General features: G+C 61.7%; 22 protein-coding genes. 5 read left to right on the top strand and 17 right to left on the bottom strand.

Going from position 1 to position 21,455, the window contains the following annotated elements:
* Positions 1–9 precede the first annotated feature (9 nt).
* The 6 genes from DOM57_RS20715 to DOM57_RS20690 all read right to left on the bottom strand — a co-directional run bounded on the left by DOM57_RS20715 (position 10) and on the right by DOM57_RS20690 (position 3,733).
* Complete coding sequence (locus DOM57_RS20715; RefSeq protein WP_110651307.1) at positions 10–399, bottom strand: hypothetical protein; 390 nt, start codon at positions 397–399, stop codon at positions 10–12.
* A gap of 113 nt (positions 400–512) precedes the next feature.
* Complete coding sequence (locus DOM57_RS20710; protein WP_239496359.1) at positions 513–1,118, bottom strand: CinA family protein; 606 nt, start codon at positions 1,116–1,118, stop codon at positions 513–515.
* Entirely contained in the window at positions 1,096–1,608 is a 513-nt protein-coding gene (locus DOM57_RS20705; protein ID WP_110651303.1) for a ferritin-like domain-containing protein, read from the bottom strand. The genes DOM57_RS20710 and DOM57_RS20705 overlap by 23 nt, the downstream gene beginning before the upstream one ends.
* 55 nt (positions 1,609–1,663) lie before the next feature.
* Positions 1,664–1,870, bottom strand: coding sequence for a DUF2795 domain-containing protein (locus DOM57_RS20700; RefSeq protein WP_110651301.1), 207 nt, complete (start codon positions 1,868–1,870; stop codon positions 1,664–1,666).
* 198 nt (positions 1,871–2,068) lie between these two features.
* On the bottom strand, positions 2,069–2,884 hold the full coding sequence (locus tag DOM57_RS20695; protein ID WP_110651310.1) for a phosphodiesterase: 816 nt from the start codon (positions 2,882–2,884) through the stop codon (positions 2,069–2,071).
* 99 nt (positions 2,885–2,983) lie between these two features.
* The gene (locus tag DOM57_RS20690) at positions 2,984–3,733 is read right to left on the bottom strand and encodes an NAD(P)H-dependent oxidoreductase (RefSeq protein WP_110651299.1); all 750 of its coding nucleotides are present in this window, start codon (positions 3,731–3,733) and stop codon (positions 2,984–2,986) included.
* 54 nt (positions 3,734–3,787) lie between these two features.
* Between DOM57_RS20690 and DOM57_RS20685 the strand changes: the two genes are divergently transcribed.
* Positions 3,788–4,702 carry a LysR family transcriptional regulator gene (locus DOM57_RS20685; protein WP_239496358.1) on the top strand — a complete coding sequence of 305 codons (915 nt, stop codon included), beginning with the start codon at positions 3,788–3,790 and terminating at the stop codon, positions 4,700–4,702.
* A 297-nt stretch (positions 4,703–4,999) separates the two neighbouring features.
* On the opposite strand, the gene DOM57_RS20680 is transcribed toward DOM57_RS20685, so the two are convergent.
* The 3 genes from DOM57_RS20680 to DOM57_RS20670 all read right to left on the bottom strand — a co-directional run bounded on the left by DOM57_RS20680 (position 5,000) and on the right by DOM57_RS20670 (position 7,898).
* The gene (locus tag DOM57_RS20680) at positions 5,000–6,190 is read right to left on the bottom strand and encodes an MFS transporter (protein WP_110651296.1); all 1,191 of its coding nucleotides are present in this window, start codon (positions 6,188–6,190) and stop codon (positions 5,000–5,002) included.
* A 129-nt stretch (positions 6,191–6,319) separates the two neighbouring features.
* Positions 6,320–7,186: an SDR family oxidoreductase gene (locus tag DOM57_RS20675; RefSeq protein ID WP_110651295.1), complete on the bottom strand. Its 867-nt coding sequence runs from the start codon at positions 7,184–7,186 to the stop codon at positions 6,320–6,322.
* Positions 7,187–7,241: 55 nt separating this feature from the next.
* Complete coding sequence (locus DOM57_RS20670; RefSeq protein WP_110651293.1) at positions 7,242–7,898, bottom strand: O-methyltransferase; 657 nt, start codon at positions 7,896–7,898, stop codon at positions 7,242–7,244.
* A gap of 126 nt (positions 7,899–8,024) precedes the next feature.
* Here DOM57_RS20670 and DOM57_RS20665 point away from each other — a divergent pair, with 126 nt between their 5' ends.
* Positions 8,025–8,654 carry a TetR/AcrR family transcriptional regulator gene (locus DOM57_RS20665; RefSeq protein WP_110651291.1) on the top strand — a complete coding sequence of 210 codons (630 nt, stop codon included), beginning with the start codon at positions 8,025–8,027 and terminating at the stop codon, positions 8,652–8,654.
* 49 nt (positions 8,655–8,703) lie between these two features.
* Here DOM57_RS20665 and DOM57_RS20660 read toward each other — a convergent pair whose 3' ends face one another.
* Positions 8,704–9,603 carry a LysR substrate-binding domain-containing protein gene (locus DOM57_RS20660; protein WP_110651289.1) on the bottom strand — a complete coding sequence of 300 codons (900 nt, stop codon included), beginning with the start codon at positions 9,601–9,603 and terminating at the stop codon, positions 8,704–8,706.
* A gap of 160 nt (positions 9,604–9,763) precedes the next feature.
* Here DOM57_RS20660 and DOM57_RS20655 point away from each other — a divergent pair, with 160 nt between their 5' ends.
* Complete coding sequence (locus DOM57_RS20655; RefSeq protein WP_110651287.1) at positions 9,764–10,390, top strand: NAD(P)H-dependent oxidoreductase; 627 nt, start codon at positions 9,764–9,766, stop codon at positions 10,388–10,390.
* Positions 10,391–10,435: 45 nt separating this feature from the next.
* On the opposite strand, the gene DOM57_RS20650 is transcribed toward DOM57_RS20655, so the two are convergent.
* Together DOM57_RS20650 and parS are read right to left on the bottom strand one after the other, a co-directional pair.
* A complete protein-coding gene (locus DOM57_RS20650) occupies positions 10,436–10,900 on the bottom strand; it encodes an RES family NAD+ phosphorylase (protein ID WP_110651285.1) in 465 nt (154 codons plus the stop codon).
* Complete coding sequence (gene parS / locus DOM57_RS20645; RefSeq protein WP_110651283.1) at positions 10,897–11,346, bottom strand: type II RES/Xre toxin-antitoxin system antitoxin; 450 nt, start codon at positions 11,344–11,346, stop codon at positions 10,897–10,899. The genes DOM57_RS20650 and parS overlap by 4 nt, the downstream gene beginning before the upstream one ends.
* Before the next feature lie 163 nt (positions 11,347–11,509).
* Here parS and DOM57_RS20640 point away from each other — a divergent pair, with 163 nt between their 5' ends.
* Positions 11,510–12,925 (top strand): FAD-binding oxidoreductase, encoded by a 1,416-nt coding sequence (locus DOM57_RS20640; protein WP_110651281.1) that lies wholly within the window; start codon positions 11,510–11,512, stop codon positions 12,923–12,925.
* A 19-nt stretch (positions 12,926–12,944) separates the two neighbouring features.
* Here DOM57_RS20640 and DOM57_RS20635 read toward each other — a convergent pair whose 3' ends face one another.
* Positions 12,945–14,534 (bottom strand): alkaline phosphatase D family protein, encoded by a 1,590-nt coding sequence (locus DOM57_RS20635; RefSeq protein WP_110651279.1) that lies wholly within the window; start codon positions 14,532–14,534, stop codon positions 12,945–12,947.
* 264 nt (positions 14,535–14,798) lie between these two features.
* On the bottom strand, positions 14,799–16,994 hold the full coding sequence (locus tag DOM57_RS20630; protein WP_110651277.1) for an OsmC domain/YcaO domain-containing protein: 2,196 nt from the start codon (positions 16,992–16,994) through the stop codon (positions 14,799–14,801).
* Here DOM57_RS20630 and DOM57_RS21895 point away from each other — a divergent pair.
* Positions 16,978–17,160, top strand: coding sequence for a hypothetical protein (locus tag DOM57_RS21895; protein ID WP_143543309.1), 183 nt, complete (start codon positions 16,978–16,980; stop codon positions 17,158–17,160). The two genes, DOM57_RS20630 and DOM57_RS21895, sit on opposite strands and share 17 nt — an antisense overlap.
* Before the next feature lie 99 nt (positions 17,161–17,259).
* On the opposite strand, the gene glpK is transcribed toward DOM57_RS21895, so the two are convergent.
* The 3 genes from glpK to glpD all read right to left on the bottom strand — a co-directional run bounded on the left by glpK (position 17,260) and on the right by glpD (position 21,262).
* Positions 17,260–18,768: a glycerol kinase GlpK gene (glpK, locus tag DOM57_RS20625; protein ID WP_110651275.1), complete on the bottom strand. Its 1,509-nt coding sequence runs from the start codon at positions 18,766–18,768 to the stop codon at positions 17,260–17,262.
* A 47-nt stretch (positions 18,769–18,815) separates the two neighbouring features.
* Positions 18,816–19,544 (bottom strand): MIP/aquaporin family protein, encoded by a 729-nt coding sequence (locus DOM57_RS20620; RefSeq protein WP_110651273.1) that lies wholly within the window; start codon positions 19,542–19,544, stop codon positions 18,816–18,818.
* A gap of 197 nt (positions 19,545–19,741) precedes the next feature.
* Positions 19,742–21,262, bottom strand: a complete 1,521-nt coding sequence (gene glpD / locus DOM57_RS20615; RefSeq protein ID WP_110651271.1) for a glycerol-3-phosphate dehydrogenase — start codon at positions 21,260–21,262, stop codon at positions 19,742–19,744.
* Between the last annotated feature and the right edge of the window lie 193 nt (positions 21,263–21,455).

Genomic DNA, 21,455 nt, shown 5'->3' with positions numbered 1-21,455 from the left:
ATTAGACCACTACACGTGTGGTTTTCGAGCCCTGAATATCACCGGCCAACAGGGCTCGAAGCAGAGCATGAGATATGGTTTCACTAGGCCACTCGCTTTGGGGTCAGCCTTATCGGATTTCTCGTCGATATTCTCTTTATGTGCCGTCTTGTCCTTGGCTACCTGGGCGCCGGGAAATGGGGCTTCCTTGATGGAGCTATTGTGGCCCGGCTCCTTTCTGGATTTTTCGGATTTCTGATTATCGACGTTCTCGTCTGGACGATAAGGATGAGGCTCTTTCTGGTCCGCCGCTTTTCGGGAAGTTGTCTCCGTGGAACTGGGCGTATCCTTGTCCATGGTGTTCTTTGCCTTGTTTACTTCCTCGTCGGATTTCTTTTGGCTATCCGCGTTATCGTTCATGACTTGTCTCCTGATCTGAAGTCAGCCTGCTTGATAGTGTGTGATAGCGATGCGGGGATGAAATTGACAGCAATGAGAGCATTTCTTGCGGGAATCAGTGTGTCGATATGCCCTTAATCGACATGTCTCTGATCGACCAGGGAGCGATGCAGATCGGGAATCCGTTCCAGTGCGTAATGAGCTGCCTTGAGGCGCACTTCGTTCCGATCCCCACTGAAATGCACCGTCTCGGTAATGCGCTTGTCCTTTCTATCGGCCAGGCGGAAAACCCAGGCAAAACAGAGCGTCCCCGCCGGAATGCCATCCTGATCGTCGGGTCCGGCAACGCCGGTATTGGCAATGGCGAGATCGACCATTTCGTTTTTCAGCGCACCCAGCGCCATTTCCAGCGAGGTCTTTTCGCTCGTCAGGCCGCAAGCCTCGATCGTTTCGCGTTTGACGCCGAGGTAGTACTGCTTGGCTTGCGGTGAGTAACAGCTCAAGCCGCAAATGACACAGGATCCACAACCGGGAATGCCACCGAGTTCGGATACGATGAGCCCCGCGGTGCATGACTCCGCCGTTGCCAGACGAATCTCGTTGTCGATGAGGTATTGAGCGGTTCTTTCGACTGGGCCCATCTCCGTCTCCTTAAAGATAGGCGGGAAGAAAAGAGGGGCTCTTTCCGTTGAGCCCAGTGGAGGAGAGTTGCTCAGTTCAGCGCTTGCCTTGTAACTCATCGCTCTCTGCACGGGCCAGAAAGGCTCTGGTGACTTCGTCGAGGTTGTCCTCGAGCCATTTGGCCATGGCCATTTCCTCTTTCAATATGCCTTCGCAGACTTCCCGAATACGGTCTTGACCCAATTGGTCCGCCGCCGCGATAAGTGCCCGATAATTGGCGATTTCGAAGTGCTCGAAGGCATAGCTGGCGATACCGCCCTTGACGACCTCGTCGGAAGCCATGGAACCGCCGATGGCTTGACCCATCGCTGCGAACTTGGCGCCCAGGTCCTTCATCGTCGATGTGCTGGTATCCATCGACTCCAGGCACTCGGTGATCCGCGATGCCTGAGACCGGGTTTCTTCGATATGCTGAGTAATTCGCTCCTGCAGTTTCGGATAATGCTCCAACCGCTTGGCTTGCGCTGTCAGCATCTGTTCTGCCTGCTCTTCCATGGCATGAGCATCTTTGAGCCAAGAGTGAAGCTGCTGCATGGGATCGGTGCTCATCGGACATCTCCTTGAAAATTTTGCCCGCTGTCGATGAAGTGGTTCACGAAGCGGATCATTCGACTTCGCCGACGCCTTTCATGACGTCGGCCATGCTCTCGTACTGGCCTTCCGGTAGCGCCTCGATGACTTCCATGACATCCGATTCGGCACTGTTTTTCTTGGCGTGCTCGACGAGATCCTGTTTATCCGCCGGGAAATCGATGCCGCCAAGATAGTTGGAAACATTGGCTGGGGAATGCCCGCCTAGACCGCGAGTCATGATCGATCCTCCTCTCGCTGAATTGCTCTATTCGAGCGTAGCCCCTATCAGGTTGCCCTCAAGGGCAACCGCTCGTGGAATTGACGCCGGTTAACGGAGGAATGGCGGCTCTGTCGGAAACCCTTCACGGCCGAAGTGGGGCGGAGCGAACACGGATGTCGCTTGTCGATCATTCAGGCGGAGCTTGAGGCTTGAGGCTCATTCGTCAATCAGGTCGCCACCCTCATGAAACGGATACGGCCCCGAATAGTCGCCGAGCATGGCCTGGTGGGTAATGAGCTCACCCTCGCGCCACAGGTGGAGATGGTAGCCCGGCGGCTCCATGACGAAGGCGGAAGGCGCATCGTCGCGCAGGTCCAGCGCCACCTGGTGGGCAACGCTCGGGCAGCAACTGGCGATGGTGCCGGCGAAGCGCCGGAAGATCGTACGGTGAACATGGCCGCAGATGATGCGCTCGACGTTGGGATGGTCGCGGATGATCGCTTCGAGCGCGGCGGCACTGGTCAGGCCGATGGCGTCCATGTGGGCGATACCGGTGGCGAACGGCGGATGGTGCATGAAGATCAGCGTCGGACGACCGGGCCGCTCGTCGAGACGAGAATCCAGCCACGCCAGACGCTCCTCGCACAACTCGCCACGGCTTTCGCCGGGAATCAGTGTGTCCAGCCCGATCAGACGTACCGGAAAATCCTCGATGACGTACTGAATGAAGCCGTCGGCATTCAGCGGTGCCCGATCGGGGAACGCCTCGTACATGGCGCGGCGGTCATCGTGGTTACCGGGAATCAGGAACCAGGGGGGCTCGAGCGGTTCCAGCAGCGCGGCCAGCGCGGCGTATTCGCTGGGCGTGCCCTTGTCGGTGGCATCGCCACTGATCAGCACCAAGTCCGGGCACGGATTGAGCCGGTTGAGCACCTCGACCGCCGATGACAGGTAGCGGCTGGTCTTGATCGCGCCGAGCACCCGTTGACCGGGTTCGCGAACGTGTGGATCGCTGATTTGCGCTATCAGCATGCTGATCTCCGGCGTCGGACCATCGTCCATATTGGCAGCAAGAGAGTGGTTAGTGGTAGGCGATCGGTATGGCAATGGTGTGACGATGGAATCGAACCCTCAGGCCCGCCAGCGCAACGGATGGTCGGATCTCAGCACGCCCTGTGCGTCCCAGTCTGCCCAGCCACTCATCGGAATGGGCGTTTCCTGATCGATACTGGTGATCCGGTCATGCCAGTATTGCTTGGCATTCTCGAGATGATGGCGGAACTCGGCTTCCTGCTGGTAGCTCAGACCGCCGCCTTGCACGCCGAAGGTCAGATGTGGCGATAGAACCGATAGCCCGACGTAGTAAAGAGAGCAGTGTATGGGCCACATCAGGTTGGCAATATCCCCACTGCGCCCGAAGGGACCGAATGTCGCTTCCGGCGCGCCGGTGGTGACAGAACATATTGCCCGCCGCCCGAGCAGTGGACCGCGGTCGAATCGTCGACTCCCGGTGTAGAGACCGCCATAAACGAAAACGCGGTCGAACCAGCCTTTCAGCATCGCCGGTACACCATGCCACCAGAGGGGAAACTGCAGGATGATGAGATCGGCCCACTCGAGGCGAGCGATCTCGCGCTGGATATCAGGAGGTAGAGCATTTCGGTCAAAATGATGGCGTTGTTCGTCCAGCGCTTGGAAATAGTCCTGGCGCAGACGTGCCCGATAATGATACTGACCTTCGACCGGATCGAATTCTTCTGCGTAAAGGTCACTCATCACCACTTCATTGCCCTCGCACTCCAGGCTCTCTTTGGCAATACCTGTCAGTCCCGCATTGAAAGAGTGCGGTTCAGGATGGCAATGCACGATCAGCACATTCATGGTTGGTTCTCCCATGTCTGACTCTTCGATTGATGTCGGCTCGCAGGCTATCCTTTGCGGTGGAGCAATGTAATTCCCGATATTGGCAAGTGGTCCTTGCAAAAAAGCACAGGCGCAGTCATGAACACATCGAGTCAATGGGACGACTTCCGCGTGGTACTCGCCATAGCCGAATCCGGCTCCCTATCGGGGGCGGCACGCATCCTTGGCGTTAACCATGCGACGGTCTATCGTCGGCTCGAGAAGCTCGAAACCCGTGCTGGCGTGCGTTTGTTCGAGCGGGCTGCGAGCGGATACGCAATGACGCCAACGGGTGAAGCGATCGCCGAGCGGGCAAAACGTATGCGAGACACCGTGGCCGATGCCGAGCGCTACCTGCTCGGCCAGGCTGCATCGCTGACCGGCACGTTGCGCCTGACGACTACGGATGCACTGCTGAATGCCGCAATGCCGGTGCTCGCTGAATTTCGGCGCGCCCATCCCTGCATCGTGCTGGAGATAACCACTTCTTCCGAGCGCCACAATTTGACGCGGCGTGATGCCGATGTCGCGTTGCGTCCGACCGCTAACCCACCGGAACATTGGATCGGTAAGTCGCTCGGGGTGATCCGGCAAGCGATCTATGCGGCTCGGGGCATGGCGGTAAACGCAGATACTCCCTGGGTCGGGCCTGATGTCGTTATGGGCTATCGGACTCTGGAGCGCTGGATGGAAGACGAGGACGTGGCTAGCTTGGTCGGAGTTCGTGCGGACTCGACGATCGGTATGGCCTCGGCGATCCGGGCCGGCATGGGGCAGGGCGTATTGCCCTGCTATCTGGCCGACCCGATTTCGGACCTCCAACGACTTGGCAAGCCGATCCCCGCGCTGGAAACGCCGCTTTGGTTACTCACGCATCCGGATCTACGTCGGGCCGCCAGCGTTAGAGCCTTGTTCGAGGCGTTTTCCCAGTCGTTTTCTCTGCCCTAATTCTGACGGCCTCACTCATCGATAGACCCACCCTCCTCGTGAAACAAGTAGGGCCCGTCGTAGTAACGTCTCTACCAGTGCTCGGGCAGCATCTGGGCCACATACTGGCGAATGATTTGGGCAAGCCGGCTCACGGCGGGAGACGGTGCTTCATCATTGAGTTCGATCAGCCTGCGTGCATAGCTCGGTATGACTTCACCCGTGTTTCGGTAAGCGCCAGGTGGCGTCCGATCTTGCTCATCTATGGCCTTCCTTGCCCCATGGCCCCATGGCGGATATCGACTCTTCTCGAGCCATTCAGTCGCATGCTGCGACGCGGCTCCTGTAACCCAGGCGGAGCACGACGTAGAGACCCGCCAGCGCGGCGACGCCGCCGATCAGAAATGGTGCGTCATAACCGGCTCGCGACGCCAGGAGGCCGGCGAGGGGACCGGTCAAGCCATAGGCCAGATCCTGGAAGGCGCTGAACCCACCGATCGCCACGCCGCGCAACTGGGGTTCGACGAGCTTTACGACCTCGCGTCCCATGGCCGGGAAAATCATCGAACAACCGAGCCCGGTCAGGAAAGCCCCCATCAATGCGACACTGGCCTCGGGAGCGCTCCAGATCAGGAACTGGCCGATGCCTTCGATCGCCAGTGAGCCTATTGCCACCGGTATTCCGCCGATCCTGTCGGGCAAGTTGCCGCACAGAATGCGCACAAGCACGAACCCTGCGCCGAATGCAGTGAGCCCGAAGCCGGCGTGCTGCCATCCGTGTTGAAGAAAACGGAGGGCGAAAAAGGAACCAATCGCGGCGAAGCCGATACCCTGCGCGCAGACGACGAAGCCATGTGCCCAGATCCTGCCGATGACCGTCGTGAAAGCGGGGCGGGGGCCACCACCTTGCGGTGCCATGCCTGCCATTGGCCATATCGCGATCAGTCCGAAACATGGCAATAGCGCAGCGATACCCATGGTCGCCGCGAAACCGATATGCGATTCGAGCACCAGTCCGAGTGGCCCGCCCAGTGCCAGTGCCGCATAGATCGCAATCCCTATGATGGCGATGACCCGTCCGGAGTGCTGCGGGCCGACCGTCCCGATGCCCCAGGCGATGATGCCCACACCCACCAGGCTCTCGCCCAACCCGAGGAGCAGCCGTCCCAGGATGAGCACCCCATAGGCCGAGACGGGATCCAGCGCAGACAAGCCTGAGATCAGGGAGCACAGTGCCCCCGAGACGTAGAGTGTCAGTCCTCGCACCACCGCTATCTTGGCGCCGTGGCGGTCGGAAATGGCGCCAGCATGGCCGCGGGTCAGAATGGTGGAGAGAAAAGCGATGCCGACGGCCAGGCCCGCCCAGCCGGCGCCGAGATGCAATCGATGGGTCACGTAGACTGGCACCGTGGCCAGTGGAATCGCAACGCAGAGATAGGCAACGAAAAGTACAGCGGTCAGCGCCAAGAGCTTGAACTGGGCCGAGTCACGTTGTGCCGAGGTTTGCATGGAAAGTGTTCCCGTGATGAGATTTCCTGGCGGACCGAGCGATTTGGCCCGATACGGAGGAGACAACGACAGGCGTTGGCTGACGTGAACGCTTACGGCCGGATGCATTCGGCGGACGAGGGAATGGACTCAGCTGGCGTAGTAAGCCGGTTGCTCGAGATCCTCGAGCAGGCCAGGCCCTGTCGGTGTCCAACCGAGAACGGCGCGGGTCTTCGCGCTCGACGCCGCCATTTCGCCGCCGACCATGTTGGCGAAGCCGCCAAAATGCTCGGCCGGGCGTGATTCCGTGGGGAGGCCCAAGTGACGTCCGATCACTTCGGCGATCTCGGGAAACGGCACGGATTCGTCCGCTACCGCGTGATACACCGTCTCCGGCAGGCCTTTTTCCAGCGCAAGGCGATAGACCCGAGCCGCGTCGAGGCGATGAATGCCGGACCAGTGGTTATCGCCCTCGCCGACCCAGGCCGAAACGCCGGTGCGCCGGGCAAAGCCGATGACGGCTGGTATGAAGCCGTGGTCACCGATGCCATGGACCGATGGTGCCAGCCGGACGATCCCGACGCGCACGCCACGTTCGATCAGCGCTCGGGCTGCCGCTTCGGACCGGCGCGGAGCGGCGGGGTTCGGTAGGTCGGCCTCGGTCGCCCCGCGGGGCAGTCCCGACAGGCCGGTCGTCACGATGAGGGGTTTTTGCGTGCCTTCCAGCGCCGCCCCCATGACCTCTATGGCGCGTGCATCTTGCGCGGCGCTCTCGAGAAACCGCGAGAAATCGTGATGAAAGGCGGTATGAATCACGGCGTCGGCGCTGGCGGCGGCTTGCGAGAGCGTGTCGAGATCATCGAGCGTGCCCTGTAGGCTCCCGGCACCCATCGCCTCAAGCTCGGTGACCTTCTGCCGGCTGCGAACCAGGCCGATAACCTGATGGCCCTCCGTCAGCAGGTCGTCGACGACGGCCGAACCGACCCAGCCGGTAGCCCCTGTAACGAATATATTCATGTCATTCTCCTTTGGATGGGAAATGCGGGATGGGAAATGCGCCGGTGGCGCGTCCTTAGCCGAGCTTCATCGACAGTTCGATATCCTCGGCGAACGGGATGGAGAGATAGCGCCCGGATGCCGCGAGAATCCGTTGCATGTATTCGGGGCACATGTCCGCGTCGTCGGCGAGAATCAGTGCGCCGGGGCGAAGTCTGGCTTCGACGAGGTCGAAGATATCGGCGTACAGCGCCTTGGCGCCGTCGAGCAACAGCAGGTCGATCGTTTCCGGCAGATTGTTGGCCAGCGTCTCGAGCGCGTCGCCGGCGCGGATCTCGACCAGATCGGCGAGGCCGGCTTCCTCGAGATGGTGCCGGGCGCGAGCGATCTTGCCCGTTTCGAACTCGCTGGTGATCAGGCGGCCACCACCGTTGTCGCGCAGCGCGGCGGCGAGATGAATCGTCGAGAGACCAAAGGAGGTGCCGAATTCGACGATCGACTTGGCATTGCTAGCGCGTGCCAGCATGTAGAGCAGCTTGCCGGTCTCCCGTGAGACGGGTAGCCAGAGATCCTTGATCCGGCCATAGAAATCGAGGTATTCGGTCTTGCTCCGCAGCAGCCTTTCCCGTTCCTCGCCGGACATGTTCTTCATCGCGGGACTGCTTGCGCGCTCTGCCTCCGCGAACAGATGGTCCAGCAAAGGCGCCACAGGGGCCGTCGTCAGTGTGTTCATGTCTTTTCCGTCAGGTAAGGTTCTCGCTGAAATAGCGATTTTCAAAAGGTTGATAGGCACCGGCCGGTGTGCAGGAATAGAATGCGACGAATTCATCGCATTTTCTATTCGCATTGAGAGATGGCCATGAGCGAACAGCAAAGCCCTCAAGTTTCCCTGAAAAAACAGCCCAAACAGGCGCGCTCGGCGGAGTTGATCGAGAGCATCCTGGAAGCGGCCACTCAGGTTCTGGCGGCGGAAGGCGCACGCCGTTTCACCACGGCGCGGGTCGCCGAGCGGGCGGGTGTGAGCGTGGGTTCGCTCTATCAGTACTTCCCCAACAAGGCAGCGATCCTGTTTCAGCTTCAGCGGCGGGAGTGGCAACAGACGAGCCGGATGCTGCAGCAAGTGCTGATGGATGGCTCACGGTCACCGCTCGAGCGGTTGCGGAATCTTGTCCACGCCTTCATCCGCTCGGAGTGTGAAGAGGCAGAAATGCGGATTGCGCTGGATGATGCCGCGCCGTTCTTTCGGGAAGCCCCCGAGGCACGGGAAGCAAGGGATTCAGAGGATCGCTTCATGGTCCCCTTCATGCAGGAAGCGCTGCCCAACGCAGCAGAAGCGACACGGGTCATGGCCATGGATTTGATCACGACCACGCTGAGTGCCGGCGGCAAGCAGTTCTCCCAGCAACCGCGGACGGAAGACGAAATCAGAGCCTACGCCGACGCCATGGCCGATATGTTCTGTGCTTATTTGAACGAGATCTCTGCCTAGGTCCTACACTATGCGCCGCATGAATAGCGTGAACAGGGCCCTATACCGGTCAGACTAGGTATTTCCCCGGCAGCCGTTCGGCCAGGAAATCCATGAACAACCGGGCGCGCTGGGAAAGCGCCGTCTGACGATAGTAGACGACACTGATGCGCTGGGTTCGGAACTGGGTCTGGTTGGGCAGGACGTCGACGAGGTGGCCTTGCTGGCGAGGCGCGATCGTCATGTAATCCGCCAGGCAGACAATGCCCTCGCCAGCCAGCGCGAGCTGCAGCAATGTCGGGCCGCTGGAGGCGGCGAGGGTCGGCTTGATGTGAATCGGCTGGCCGTGAGCGTCGAGCAGTGGCCAGTCGTTGAGGTGATCCAACTGGCTGAAGCCGAGCAGGCTATGGCGGGCGAGATCGTCGACGCCCTGTGGGGCGCCGTGGCGTTCGAGGTAGCCCGGGCTGGCGAGAATGCGCAACGGGCTATGGCCCAGCAGCCGCGCATGCAGCGAGGAGTCTTCCAGTTCGCCGATGCGGATGGCGAGATCGACGCGCTGCTCGAGCAGGTCGATGAAACGGTCGTGGGTATCGAGTTCCAGCGTGATGCCGGGATAGCGGACGCGGAACTCGCCAATCACCGGCACGATCGCTAACTGCATGAAGCTTGGCGCGGCATTGACGCGCAAGCGCCCGTGAGGCTGGCTGTGGCGATCGACGATGGCCTCTTCGGCATCGTCCACCGCCGCCAGGATGCGGCGCGCGTGGTGCAGAAAGGTTTCTCCCTCCTCGGTCAGTTCCAGCCGCCGCGTGGTGCGTCGCAGCAGCGTGGTTTCCAGCTTCTGCTCCAGGCGGTTGAGCGCCCGGCTGACGCCCGACACCGTCATGTCGAGCCGCTCGGCGGCGCCGGTGATCGAGCCGCTGTCGACGACGGTGACGAACGCCTGCTGCTCTTCCAGGGTACTTTTCATGCCTCTATTGCCATCCTTGGGAGCTTTGTTGATTCTAAATCAAGAGTGACTTGCTGCCATCCGGGTTTTTCTTTGTCGGGCAAGCCCCACAATACGCACCATCGACAAGTGGCTCGGCAGTGCCGGGCCACGCAATCTTGATTTCGGAGAAGCTCGAAGCATGAAAATCCTATTGATCAATGGCGGCAAGCCATTCGCCCATTCCGGCGGTGAGCTCAACAATACGCTGCATGGCGTGGCGCGGGAAACGCTGTCCGAACTGGGCCATGAACTGCGCGAGACGGTGATCGAGCAGGGCTACGATGTCGATGCCGAGGTCCAGAATTACCTGTGGGCGGACGTCATCGTCTACCAGATGCCCGGCTGGTGGATGGGCGCGCCCTGGAGCGTCAAGCGCTACCTCGACGAAGTGCTCACCGCCGGTCACGGCTCGCTCTACGCCAGCGACGGACGTACGCGCAAGGACCCGACCAAGCAGTACGGCAGCGGTGGCCTGCTGCAGGGGCGTCGCTACATGCTCTCGCTGACCTGGAACGCGCCGCGGGAAGCTTTCGACGAGCCGGGCAACTTCTTCGAAGGACGCGGCGTGGATGGCGTCTACTTCCCGTTCCACAAGTCACAGGAATTCGTTGGCCTGAAAAGTCTGCCGACCTTCATTGCCAATGATGTGATCAAGGCGCCGGAAGTCGAGCGCTACCAGCGTGAGTATCGGGAACATCTGGCGCGGGTGTTTGGGCCAGCGGAGGCAGCGCAGTCCGTAGAGGAGAAGAAATCCGTCAGTGTCTGAATCGCCGGTTCGGGTTTCAGGTACCGCTGTACTGCCTTGGGATGGCTACAGTCGTGGATCGGGTTCGAAGAGTAGGCGTTCGGCGGTGGAAACGGTGCGTTGGAAATCCGCGTGCGCGGGATTCAGCAGGTAATTGGCCTCGCGCGGGACGACTACGCTGGGCAGGGCTAGTGCCAGACTTTGAGCCGATTCAAGCCAGCCGTCGCCGAGGTCCGCCGTCTCGGCGGGCGGTGGCATTTCCCGCCAATTGTTGGGAAGGTTGCTCTCGCCGAGACGCAAAACGCTATCGCCAGGCAGCGAGATACGTAGCAGTACATAGTGCCGCAGCAATCGATGGTCGTTCAGATGCACCATGGTCTCCAACAGTGCCAGCGATTCCGAGCTTGCCAGATAGACGCACGCTTTTCCCGGACTGTTCCAGCGTCCCCCGAAGAGCCGGGCGTCTTCGCCATCGAAGGCGCTGTCTTGATACTTCCGTTTGATCAGCCGGTAAGCGTGAACGTCTGTCACGACGTTACCCCGTGCTCCAGACGCCCGATCAGGTTGAGCACGGTCTGGAACTCGGCCGAGGTCGTGATCATCTCGATGGGTCTACGCTCGCCGAGTCCGTAATTGGGTTTGAGTAGCCAGTCGCGCGCGCTTGATGTATCGCCTTCGAACAATTCCGTGGCGGCCCGGAATAGCTCGGCAAAGCGATAGAGACGGTCGCTTTCGGCGACCTTGAATCGCCCTGATTTGACGCGCCGGCTCAGAGTGGCTGGCGGAATCTCAACGTAACGTGCCAGTGCCTTCTGTTCGATGCCGGCGAGCTTGGCCAGCTTGGGATAGACCGTATATGCCATGCCTTCGTGCAGGCGTTCATGAAGTTCGCGTCCCCGTGCCGGCAGGCCGATCTGGCGCCAGAAATTGGCGTCATGACTTGCGGTGGGCTTGTACTCTTCGAATGGAGTATTCATTCGGGTTTCTCCATATGATATATTGGCATTGTATCATATGATTTGGCTTGCCGTATCTGGAATGAATAGGATCGGGCCAGGCCCCAATGGAAATCGGGTATGCTGGGAGGGTCGATAGCGTGCTCACTGTCGATCCTTTCGATCTTCACCCGAGGTGTCACCCATGTCTTCCACTGCCGCGCTTCCTGCCGATCTTCCCCCGCGTCCCGATGCCGCCACGCTCGCGGCGCTGCTCGCCGATCTCGAACCGATTCTCGGCGCTCGCATCACCACGGCGATGGGCATTCGCGAGCAGCACGGGCATGACGAGTCCTGGCACCACCCGGCGGCGCCGGACGCGGTCTGCTTCCCGCACTCGAGCGAAGAGGTCGCCGCCGTGGTCCGCGCCTGCGGCGCGCATCGCGTGCCGGTCATCCCCTACGGCGTCGGCACCTCCATCGAAGGGCAGGTGATCGCCGAACGTGGTGGCCTCTGTGTCGATCTCTCGCAGATGAACGCCATCCTCGAGGTGCGCCCGGAGGACATGGACGCCACCGTCCAGCCCGGCGTCACCCGCACCCAGCTCAATACCCACCTGCGTGCCACGGGGCTGTTCTTCTCCGTCGATCCGGGCGCGGACGCCAGCATGGGCGGCATGGCCTCGACCCGCGCCAGCGGCACCAACAGCGTGCGCTACGGCACCATCCGCGAAAACGTGCTGTCGATGACCGTGGTGATGCCGGACGGGCGTATCGTCGAGACCGGCACCCGGGCGCGCAAGTCCGCCGCCGGCTACGATCTCACCCATCTGATGATCGGCGCCGAGGGCACGCTCGGCATCATCACCGAGCTGACGGTCAGGCTGCACGGCCTGCCGGAGGCGATCTCCGCGGCCACGGTGGCGTTCGAGGATGTCGCCGGTGCGGTCGACTGCGTGATCGCCTCGATCCAGTACGGCATTCCGATGGCGCGTATCGAGCTGATGGACGCGCTGGCGATGCAGGCGGTCAACCGCTTTTCCGGGCTCGACTACGCCGAGAAGGCGACGCTGTTCCTGGAATTCCACGGCACCCACGCCGGCGTCAAGGAGCAGGCCGAGAGCATGGCGGAGCTGTGCCAGGAGTTCGGCGGCAGCGACTTCGCCTGGGCGACGAAGGAGGAGGAGCGCCAGGCGCTGTGGCAGGCCCGCCACGACGCCGCCTACGCCGCCAAGGCGCTGCGCCCGGGGATGGAGTTCCTCGCCACCGACATCTGCGTGCCGATCTCGCAGCTCGCCGAGTGCATCGAGGCGACCCGGGCCGATGTGGCCGAGAGCGGCCTGGTCGCGCCGCTGCTCGGCCACGTCGGCGATGGCAACTTCCATCTGGTGGTGGCGGTGGATCGCGATAGCGAAGTGGAACTCGAGACGCTGGCCGCCTTCAACCGGCGCCTGATCGAACGCGCCTTGGCTGCCGGCGGCACCTGCACTGGCGAACACGGCATCGGCAGCGGCAAGCGCGCCTACATGGAAGCCGAACACGGCGAAGGCTGGGCGGTGATGCGTGCGATCAAGGCCGCGCTCGACCCGCTCGGCATCATGAATCCGGGGAAGCTGGTGTAGCGTTCGTCGCGCCGCCGCCTCAGGCGCTGGTGCGGCGGCGCTCGGGCTCCAGCACCTGCGTGTGCAGCGCGTGGCCGTCGCTATCCTTGAGCATCACGGTGAGGACTTCACTCTCGGCATCCAGATCGGCCTGGCCGAAGAACTGATAGCCCGCCGAGGGCGGCAGGTTTTCCGAATCGGCTTGCGGGGCCTTCTGAAACACCACTTCGGGGCCGAAGGTGGCATCGAGATCGTTGGGGCCGAAGGTGCCGGCGTGGAGCGGCCCGCTGACGAACTCCCAGAATGGCTTGAAGTCCTTGAAGCTGGCGCGCTCCGGGGCGTAGTGATGCGCGGCGGTGTAGTGGACGTCGGCGGTGAACCACACCACGTTGGCGATATCGTCGTCGCGGATCGCCTGCAGCAGCCGGGCGATTTCAATCTCGCGGCCGAGCGGCTGGCCGTCGTCTCCATTGGCGATCGCCTCGAACAGCTCGCCATCCGGTACCACCAGGCCGATTGGCATGTCGGCGGCGATGATCTTCCAGGTCGCGGTGGAGTCGTTCAGTGCCTGGCGCAACCAGCGGAACTGATTATCGCCGATGAAGGCGGTCGTGGATGAATCCTCGCCTTGCAGGTTGGGGGTATTGGGGCCGCGATAGCTGCGCATGTCGAGCATGAACACCTCCATGCCCGGCCCGTAGGAGAAGCGGCGATAGATGCGTTGCGGCGCCGAGGCGGACATCCGGATCGGCATGTACTCGACGAAGGCTTGGCGGGCGCGAGCCGAGAGCAGCGCGACGTTCTTCTCGGTGTAGGCGGCGTTGTCGAGGATCTCCTGCGGATACCAGTTGTTGGTCGTCTCGTGGTCGTCCCACTGCGCCAGCATCGGTACTTCGGCGGCGAAGCGGCGGAAGTTGGCGTCGAGATGGTTGTAGGCGTGCTGGCCGCGATATTCGTCCAGCGTTTCGGCCACTTTCTGCTTGGCCGGCGTGACGATGTTGCGCCACACGCCGCCGTCGGGGAGTTCGGCCTGTGCCTCGAGTGGGCCATCCGCGTAGACGCTGTCGCCGGAGTGGATGAAGAAGTCGGGCCGCACCGTTCGCATCGCCTCCCAGGTGCGCATGCCGCCACGCGATTCATCGATGCCCCAGCCCTGGCCGACGACGTCGCCCGACCACACGAAACGCAGATCGCGCGGTGCGGATGGCGGCAAGCGCAGTTGCCCGACCATCGGCTCGCCCACTGCCCGCGAGTCGCCCAGCGCGGCGAAGCGCACCCGGTAGTGCACGGTATCCATGCCGGTCAGGCCGGTCGCGTCGATCTTGCCGATCAGATCGGTGCCGGGCAGCACGTCGACCCAGGGAAGCTGGCGGGCGCCTCGGAACTCCGGGTTGTCGGCCACCTCGACCAGCATCCGCGAGGGGAGGCTGGCACGCCCCCACAGCATGGCGCGGTCGGGCAACACGTCGCCGCTCATCACGCCACCTTCGACCGTCGGTCGTCGGCCTTCCGCCATGATGATCGCCGGCGCACTCAGCAGCCCGGTGCCGGCCAACCCGAGGCCGATGCCGAGACGGCCACTCGTGGTCAGGAAGTCACGCCGGGAAAAGCCCTTTCGATTCATCGTCATCGTGCCGTCTCCATCCGCTCGAGGTCATTGGTGCCAGTGACAACAGGCTAGGCGGCGCGAGTGACGAAGGTGTGAAGCTCGTGAGAAAGGGGATAGCGCGACACGATAGGCCGAGATCGGATCGCACCATGCTGCGGTGACGATCCCTGTGACCTGGAGTCGATTGCGGCCACCGACGGCGTGAACCATCGCTGACGCCGAAACGAAAAGCCGCCCGCTTGATCACTCGGCGGGCGGCTCTCCATGCGGGTTGCGTGAGCGAGTTCAGGCTTGCCGGGCCGCTCGCGCTGCATGCAGCTTCCGGTAGCTTTCGAGCAGGCGCTGGTGGCGATCCAGGCCCTCCAGTTGCACGCTGGTTGGCGTCAAACCCGCGAAGCGAACCGAGCCTTCCACGGAACCGACGACAGCCGTCATCGTTTCCTCGCCGAACATGCGCTTGAGGTTGTAGCGGTAGTCGTCGAGCTCGTGTTCATCGTCGAGCGTGATCTGCAGCACGGCAAGCAGCGCCTGATAGAACAGGCCGCGTTCGACGGTGTTGTCGTTGAACTGCAGGAACATCTCGACCTGGTCCAGCGCCTCCTCGAGTTGGCCGAGCGCCAGGTTGATCAGCAGTTTCAGCTCGAGGATCGTGAGCTGGCCCCAGACGGTGTTCTCGTCGAATTCGATGCCGATCAGGGTGATGATCTTCATCTGCTCGTCGAGCTCGCTCTCCTCCAGGCGCTCGAGCAGGTCGGCCAGCTGGGTATCGTCCAGCGCATGCAGGTCGAGGATGTCTTCGCGGAAGGCGAGCGCCATGTTGGTGTTGTCCCAGACCAGATCCTCGACCGGATACACCTCGGAGTAGCCCGGTACCAGGATGCGGCAGACCGGCGCGCCCAGGTCCTCATGGATCGCCACGTAGGCTTCCAGCCCTTCGGCTTCGAGAATGCCGAACAGTGCCGCTGCCTCTTCCGTGTTGGAGCCCGAGAAGTCCCACTCGACGAACTCGACATCCGCGTTGACGCTGAAGAAGCGCCAGGAGATCACGCCGGAAGAGTCGATGAAGTGCTCGACGAAGTTGTTGGGCTCGGAGACCGCCTGGGAGTTGAAGGTGGGCGGTGGCAGGTCGTTCAGGCCTTCGAAGCTGCGGCCCTGCAGCAGCTCGGTGAGGCTGCGTTCGATCGCCACCTGCAGGCTCGGGTGCGCGCCGAAGGAGGCGAAGACACCGCCGGTGCGCGGGTTCATCAGCGTGACGCAGGCGACCGGATAGCGACCGCCGAGGGAGGCGTCCTTCACCAGTACCGGGAAGCCCTGAGCCTCCAGCGCTTCGATGCCCTCGACGATACCGGGGTATTTCGCCAACACGGCCTCGGGCACGTTCGGCAGCACGATCTCCTGCTCGATGATCTGTCGTTTCACCGCGCGCTCGAAGATCTCCGAAAGGCACTGCACCTGCGCTTCGGCGATGGTGTTGCCCGCGCTCATGCCGTTGCTGAGATACAGGTTCTCGATCAGGTTCGACGGGAACCAGACTGTCTCGCCGTCCGACTGGCGCACGAAGGGCAGCGAGACGATGCCGCGATCCGTCCGGCCGGAGTTGGTGTCGAACAGATGCGAGCCGCGCAGCTCGCCTTCCGGATCGAAGATCGCCCGGCAGTGGTCGTCGAGAATTTCTACCGGCAGTTCGTCATTCGGCCCCGGCTGGAACCACTTCTCACCGGGATAATGGACGAAATCGCTATCGGCGATCTCCGGGCCGAAGAACTGATCGTTGTAGAAGAAGTTGCAGGAGAGGCGCTCGATGAACTCGCCCAGCGCGGAGCAGAGCGCGGCTTCCTTGGTGGCGCCCTTGCCGTTGGTGAAACACATCGGCGAGGCGGCGTCGCGAATGTGCAGCGACCACACGTTCGGCACGATATTGCGCCACGAAGCGATCTCGATCTTCATGCCGAGGTCCGCAAGGATCTTCGTCATGTTGGCGATGGTCTGCTCCAGCGGCAGATCCTTGCCCTCGATCCAGGTCGATTCGCCTTCGCCGTCTTTGACATGAGTCCCCGCCATCAGCAGCGCCTGGGCGTCTTCGTCGATGCTCTTGACCGTCTCGATCTGGAATTCCGGGTTGTTCTGGATCACCCGCTTGACCGAGCAGCGCTCGACGGAGCGCAGGATGCCGATGCGATCCTTCTCGGAGATATCGTCCGGCAACTCGACCTGGATCCTGAAGATCTGGTTGTAGCGGTTCTCCGGGTCGACGATGTTGTTCTGCGAAAGCCGGATGTTCTCGGTCGGAATGTCCCGCGCGTTGCAGTAGACCCGCACGAAGTAGGCTGCGCACAGCGCCGAAGACGCCAGGAAGTAGTCGAACGGCCCCGGTGCGGAGCCATCGCCCTTGTAGCGGATCGGCTGGTCGGTGATGACGGTGAAGTCATCGAACAGCGCTTCCTGACGCAGGTTGTCGAGATAGTTGACCTTGATTTCCATGGAGAAGGACCGCGTTGGTAAGTGGCTGCGCCTCGAATTCTGGACCCGGGCGGATGGCGGCCATTATCCGGATTTGGGGGCGCTGCGTCTTGGGGGTGTTTTGTCGGAGTGGCGTTTCGGCTCGAAGGCGTCCCGTTTCGACCGGATGACCATTTCGACCGGATGACAAAAGGCCCGACCCCCATCCAATGGGGATCGGGCCAGCTCTCTTGCTAACGATGCGTTGAACAGCATCGCCAAGCGGTCTCGCTGGGCGCGACAGTTGCTACGAGGCGACCTGAAAGGCCATGGTGGCCTGTACGGCTCGCTTCCAGCCGTCATACAGTTCATTGCGCCTGTCGTCGCTCATGTGGGGTTCGAAGCGGCGTTCGATCGCCCATTGCTCGGCGATCTGCTCGCGCGACTCCCAGAATCCGAGGGCGAGACCGGCAAGGTAGGCGGCGCCCAGCGCCGTCGTTTCGTTGATTTCGCTACGCAGCACGTCGACGTTGAGAATATCCGCCTGGAACTGAGCCAGGAAGTTGTTGGCGATGGCGCCACCGTCGGTGCGCAATTCGGTCAGATCGATTCCCGAATCGGACTGCATTGCCTTGAGGACGTCCGCCGTCTGATAGGCCATGGACTCGATGGCGGCGCGGATGAACTGCTCCTTGCTGGTACCCCGCGACAGGCCGAACATCGCGCCGCGCACGTTCGAATTCCAGTAGGGCGCGCCGAGGCCGGTGAAGGCCGGTACCAGGTAGACGCCGTCGTTGCTGCCGGCGCGCTCGGCATAGGCTTCGGAGTCCGACGCCTTGCCCAGCATCCGCAGCCCGTCGCGCAGCCACTGCACTACCGAGCCAGCGACGAAGATGGCCCCTTCCAGGGCGTATTCGACTTCGCCGTCGATCTCCCAGGCAATGGTCGTCAGCAGACCGTTTTCCGATTTCGTGGCCTCACTGCCGGTGTTCATCAGCGTGAAGCAGCCGGTGCCATAGGTGTTCTTGGCCATGCCGGGCTTGAAGCAGGCCTGGCCGAACAGGGCGGCTTGCTGGTCGCCAGCAATACCCGCGATCGGCAGCTCGTTGCCGAAGAAGTATTTCGGCAGCACGTTGCCATAGACTTCGCTGGAGGATTTGACCTCGGGCAGCATCGATTCCGGCACGCCGAACAGCTCGAGCAGCTCCGGATCCCACCGGCGTTCACGGATGTTGAACATCAGCGTGCGCGAGGCGTTGGTCACGTCGGTGACGTGTTCGGCGCCGCCGGTCAGGTTCCAGATCAGCCAGGAGTCCATGGTGCCGAACAGCAGGTCGCCTTTTTCGGCCTTCTCCTTGACGCCGTCGACGTTGTCGAAGATCCACTTGACCTTGGTGCCTGAAAAATAGGCGTCGATCACCAGGCCGGTCTTGTCGCGGATCATGTCGGCGTGGCCCGCTTCGCGCAGCTGGTCACAGATCTCGGCCGAATGCCGCGATTGCCAGACGATGGCGTTGTAGACCGGCTGGCCGGTGTGCTTGTCCCAGATCACCGTGGTTTCACGCTGATTGGTAATGCCGATGCCGGCAATTTTCGAGACGTCGACCTGGGTGTTGTTGATCACCTCGGTCAGCGTTGTCAGCACGCTGGTCATGATGTCGCGCGGGTTGTGTTCCACCCAGCCCGGTCGCGGAAAGATCTGTTCGAACTCGCGCTGGGCAACGCCTGCGATCTGCCCATTGTGATCGAACAGCATGGCGCGGGAACTGGTCGTACCCTGGTCGATCGCGAGTACGTATTTCTTTTCGTCGCTCATGGCGGTTGCTCCTCGTATTCGTTGCGGAAATCGATCAGTCAGACGGGTTAATAGATGTAGGCTACAAGCGCAGCCAGCGTGCTACCGATGACGGGGCCGACCACGGGAACCCAGGCATAGCGCCAGTCGTTAGGGCCCTTGTTCTTGATCGGCAGTACGGCATGGGCAATGCGGGGGCCGAGGTCACGCGCTGGGTTGATGGCGTAGCCTGTCGGCCCACCCAGCGAGGCCCCGATCGAGACCACCAGCAGTGCGACCGCCAATGGCCCGAGGCCGGATGGCGTGTTACCGAACATGATGATCACGAAGGTCAGTACAAAGGTGCCGACGATCTCGCTGACCAGATTCCAGCCGTAGGATCGGATGGTCGGTGCCGTGGAAAACGTAGCCAGTTTGATGGAGCTATCTTCGGTGTCATCGTACTGTTTTTTATAGGCGAGGTAGCAAACGACCGCCCCGAGAAAGCCGCCGACGAACTCAGCCACAAAGTACGTGACAGTCGTGACGACATTGATCGGAATACCATCGGCGTACTCCTGAGCCGGACCGATAAGTAAACTGAGAGTCACCGCTGGGTTGAGATGCGCACCGGTATCGTAGGCAACGTAGACCCCGCAGAACACGGCAAGCCCCCAGCCGAAGAAGATCACGATGCCATCGCTGCCGTTGCCGTTCGTCCTGTTCAGCAGGACGTTGGCCACGACGCCGCAACCCAGTAGCGTCAGGAACGCCGTTCCGGCGATCTCGTGAACCAGTATCGTTTCTACAATGCCCATGAATATCCCTTACTGTCACGAATGTCGTATCCGGATAAGGCCGGACTTGCATGCCCAGCAAGGTGAATGCCGATAAAAATGATGGGCTGGCGTGCCATGTGCTTCCTCCTTCGTGTTGCGCCTCTCGTATCGATGGCAGTTGGATTGATGCCGTCATTCGCGACGGCGGCGTTCGCTTATGGGGTCCGGGAGCGTACCTAGATTTCCGGCTCGGCCTTGGTGGGCCCGTCGGAAGAGCGAGCGAGGTAGTCGGCAAGCCGTTGGCATTGATCATCGTCGAGCCGTAACCCGAGCTTGGATCGCCGCCAGAGGATATCTTCGGCAGTTCGTGCCCACTCGTGATCGCGCAGGTAATCGACTTCGGCGGCATACAGGTCGGCGCCAAAATGCTCGCCCAGATCTTCCAGGCTTTTTGCACCCTCCACGATGTCGCGCACGCGGGTCCCGTAGTTGAAGACCAGGCGGTTGGCCATGCCCAGGGGAATGAAGGGGTGACTGGCCTGTAGCGACTCGAACAGATGCTGGGGTTTCGCTTCTTCTCCGCCGGGGAGCGGGTGGCCCTTGCCGGTCCAGGCTTTTCCCTGGTTGCCGAGCTCAGGGGCCAGTTGATCGACGGCATCCTCGGCCAGCCGCCGATAGGTGGTCAGCTTGCCGCCGAAGACGTTGAGCAGGACGGCGCCGCCGGAGGTATCGAGCTGGATGCGGTAATCGCGGGTGATTTCGCTGGCGTTGTCCTCGCGATCGTCGAGCAGGGGGCGCACGCCGGAGTAGCTCCAGACGACGTCGTCGGGACCGATCGACTGCTCGAAATAGCGATTGGCGGATTCGCAGAGATAGCGGACCTCGTCTTCCTCGATCGCCACTCTGCCCGGTGCGCCCTCGTGCTCGACGTCGGTCGTTCCGATCAGCGTGAAATCACGCTCGTAGGGGATGGCGAACACGATGCGGCCATCGGGCTGCTGGAAGATGTAGGCGTAGTCGTGGTCGAACAGCCGGTTCACCACGATATGGCTGCCCTTGATCAGGCGCAGCGAATACGGGTGCTTCTGCGAAGCGACCTCGTCGAGGAAACGTACGGCCCAGGGCCCGGCCGCATTGGCCAGCCCGCGCGAGTGAACATCGATTGTCTCGCCGTCCATCATCTTTAGAGTGACTTGCCAACCGTCGGCGTTGCGCACCGCCGTTTCCGCGCGGGTACGCGTCATGATACGGGCGCCGCGGTCGGCCGCGTCCATGCAGTTGAGCACCACCAGCCGAGCATCCTGAACCCAGGCATCCGAGTAGGCGAAGCCCCTGGCGAACTCGGGCTTCAGTGGCGTCCCGGCCGGGTGATCGGCGAACTTGACGCCATGCGAGCCCGCCAGCGTCTGGCGTCCACCCAGGTGGTCGTACAGGAAAAGCCCGGTTCGGATCATCCAGGCCGGCCGCAGATGTTTCTGATGAGGCAGGACGAAACGCATCGGCCAGATGATGTGCGGCGCAGCCTTGAGCAGTACCTCGCGCTCGGAAAGTGCCTTGGCCACGAGCTTGAACTCGTACTGCTCCAGGTAACGCAGGCCTCCGTGGATCAGCTTGGTCGAAGCCGAAGACGTATGGCTGGCAAGATCATCCGCCTCGACCAGCAGCACCGAAAGGCCGCGACCCGCGGCGTCACGCGCGATACCCGCACCGTTGATGCCGCCGCCGATGACAATCAGATCGTAGCTTTCGTTGGCCATGTTCGGATCTGCTCGATAATGTTCGAATTAGCTCATTGTGGCTCGCTATCGAACATTTTTAATTAATCAAAAAGTATTAGATGCTGGACGAGTCGTATGTCTGTTGTGGATTGCGAGAGCGGTAACTGCCTGATGAATCAATGGTCTAGAGCGACTTTATCAATTCGTTTACGAGACTTGGCGGTCTCAAGTT

Source organism: Salinicola peritrichatus, assembly GCF_003206715.1.
GTDB lineage: Bacteria > Pseudomonadota > Gammaproteobacteria > Pseudomonadales > Halomonadaceae > Salinicola > Salinicola peritrichatus.
Note: the sequence above shows the minus strand (reverse complement) of the source record. Positions and strands in the feature narration are given on the sequence as shown.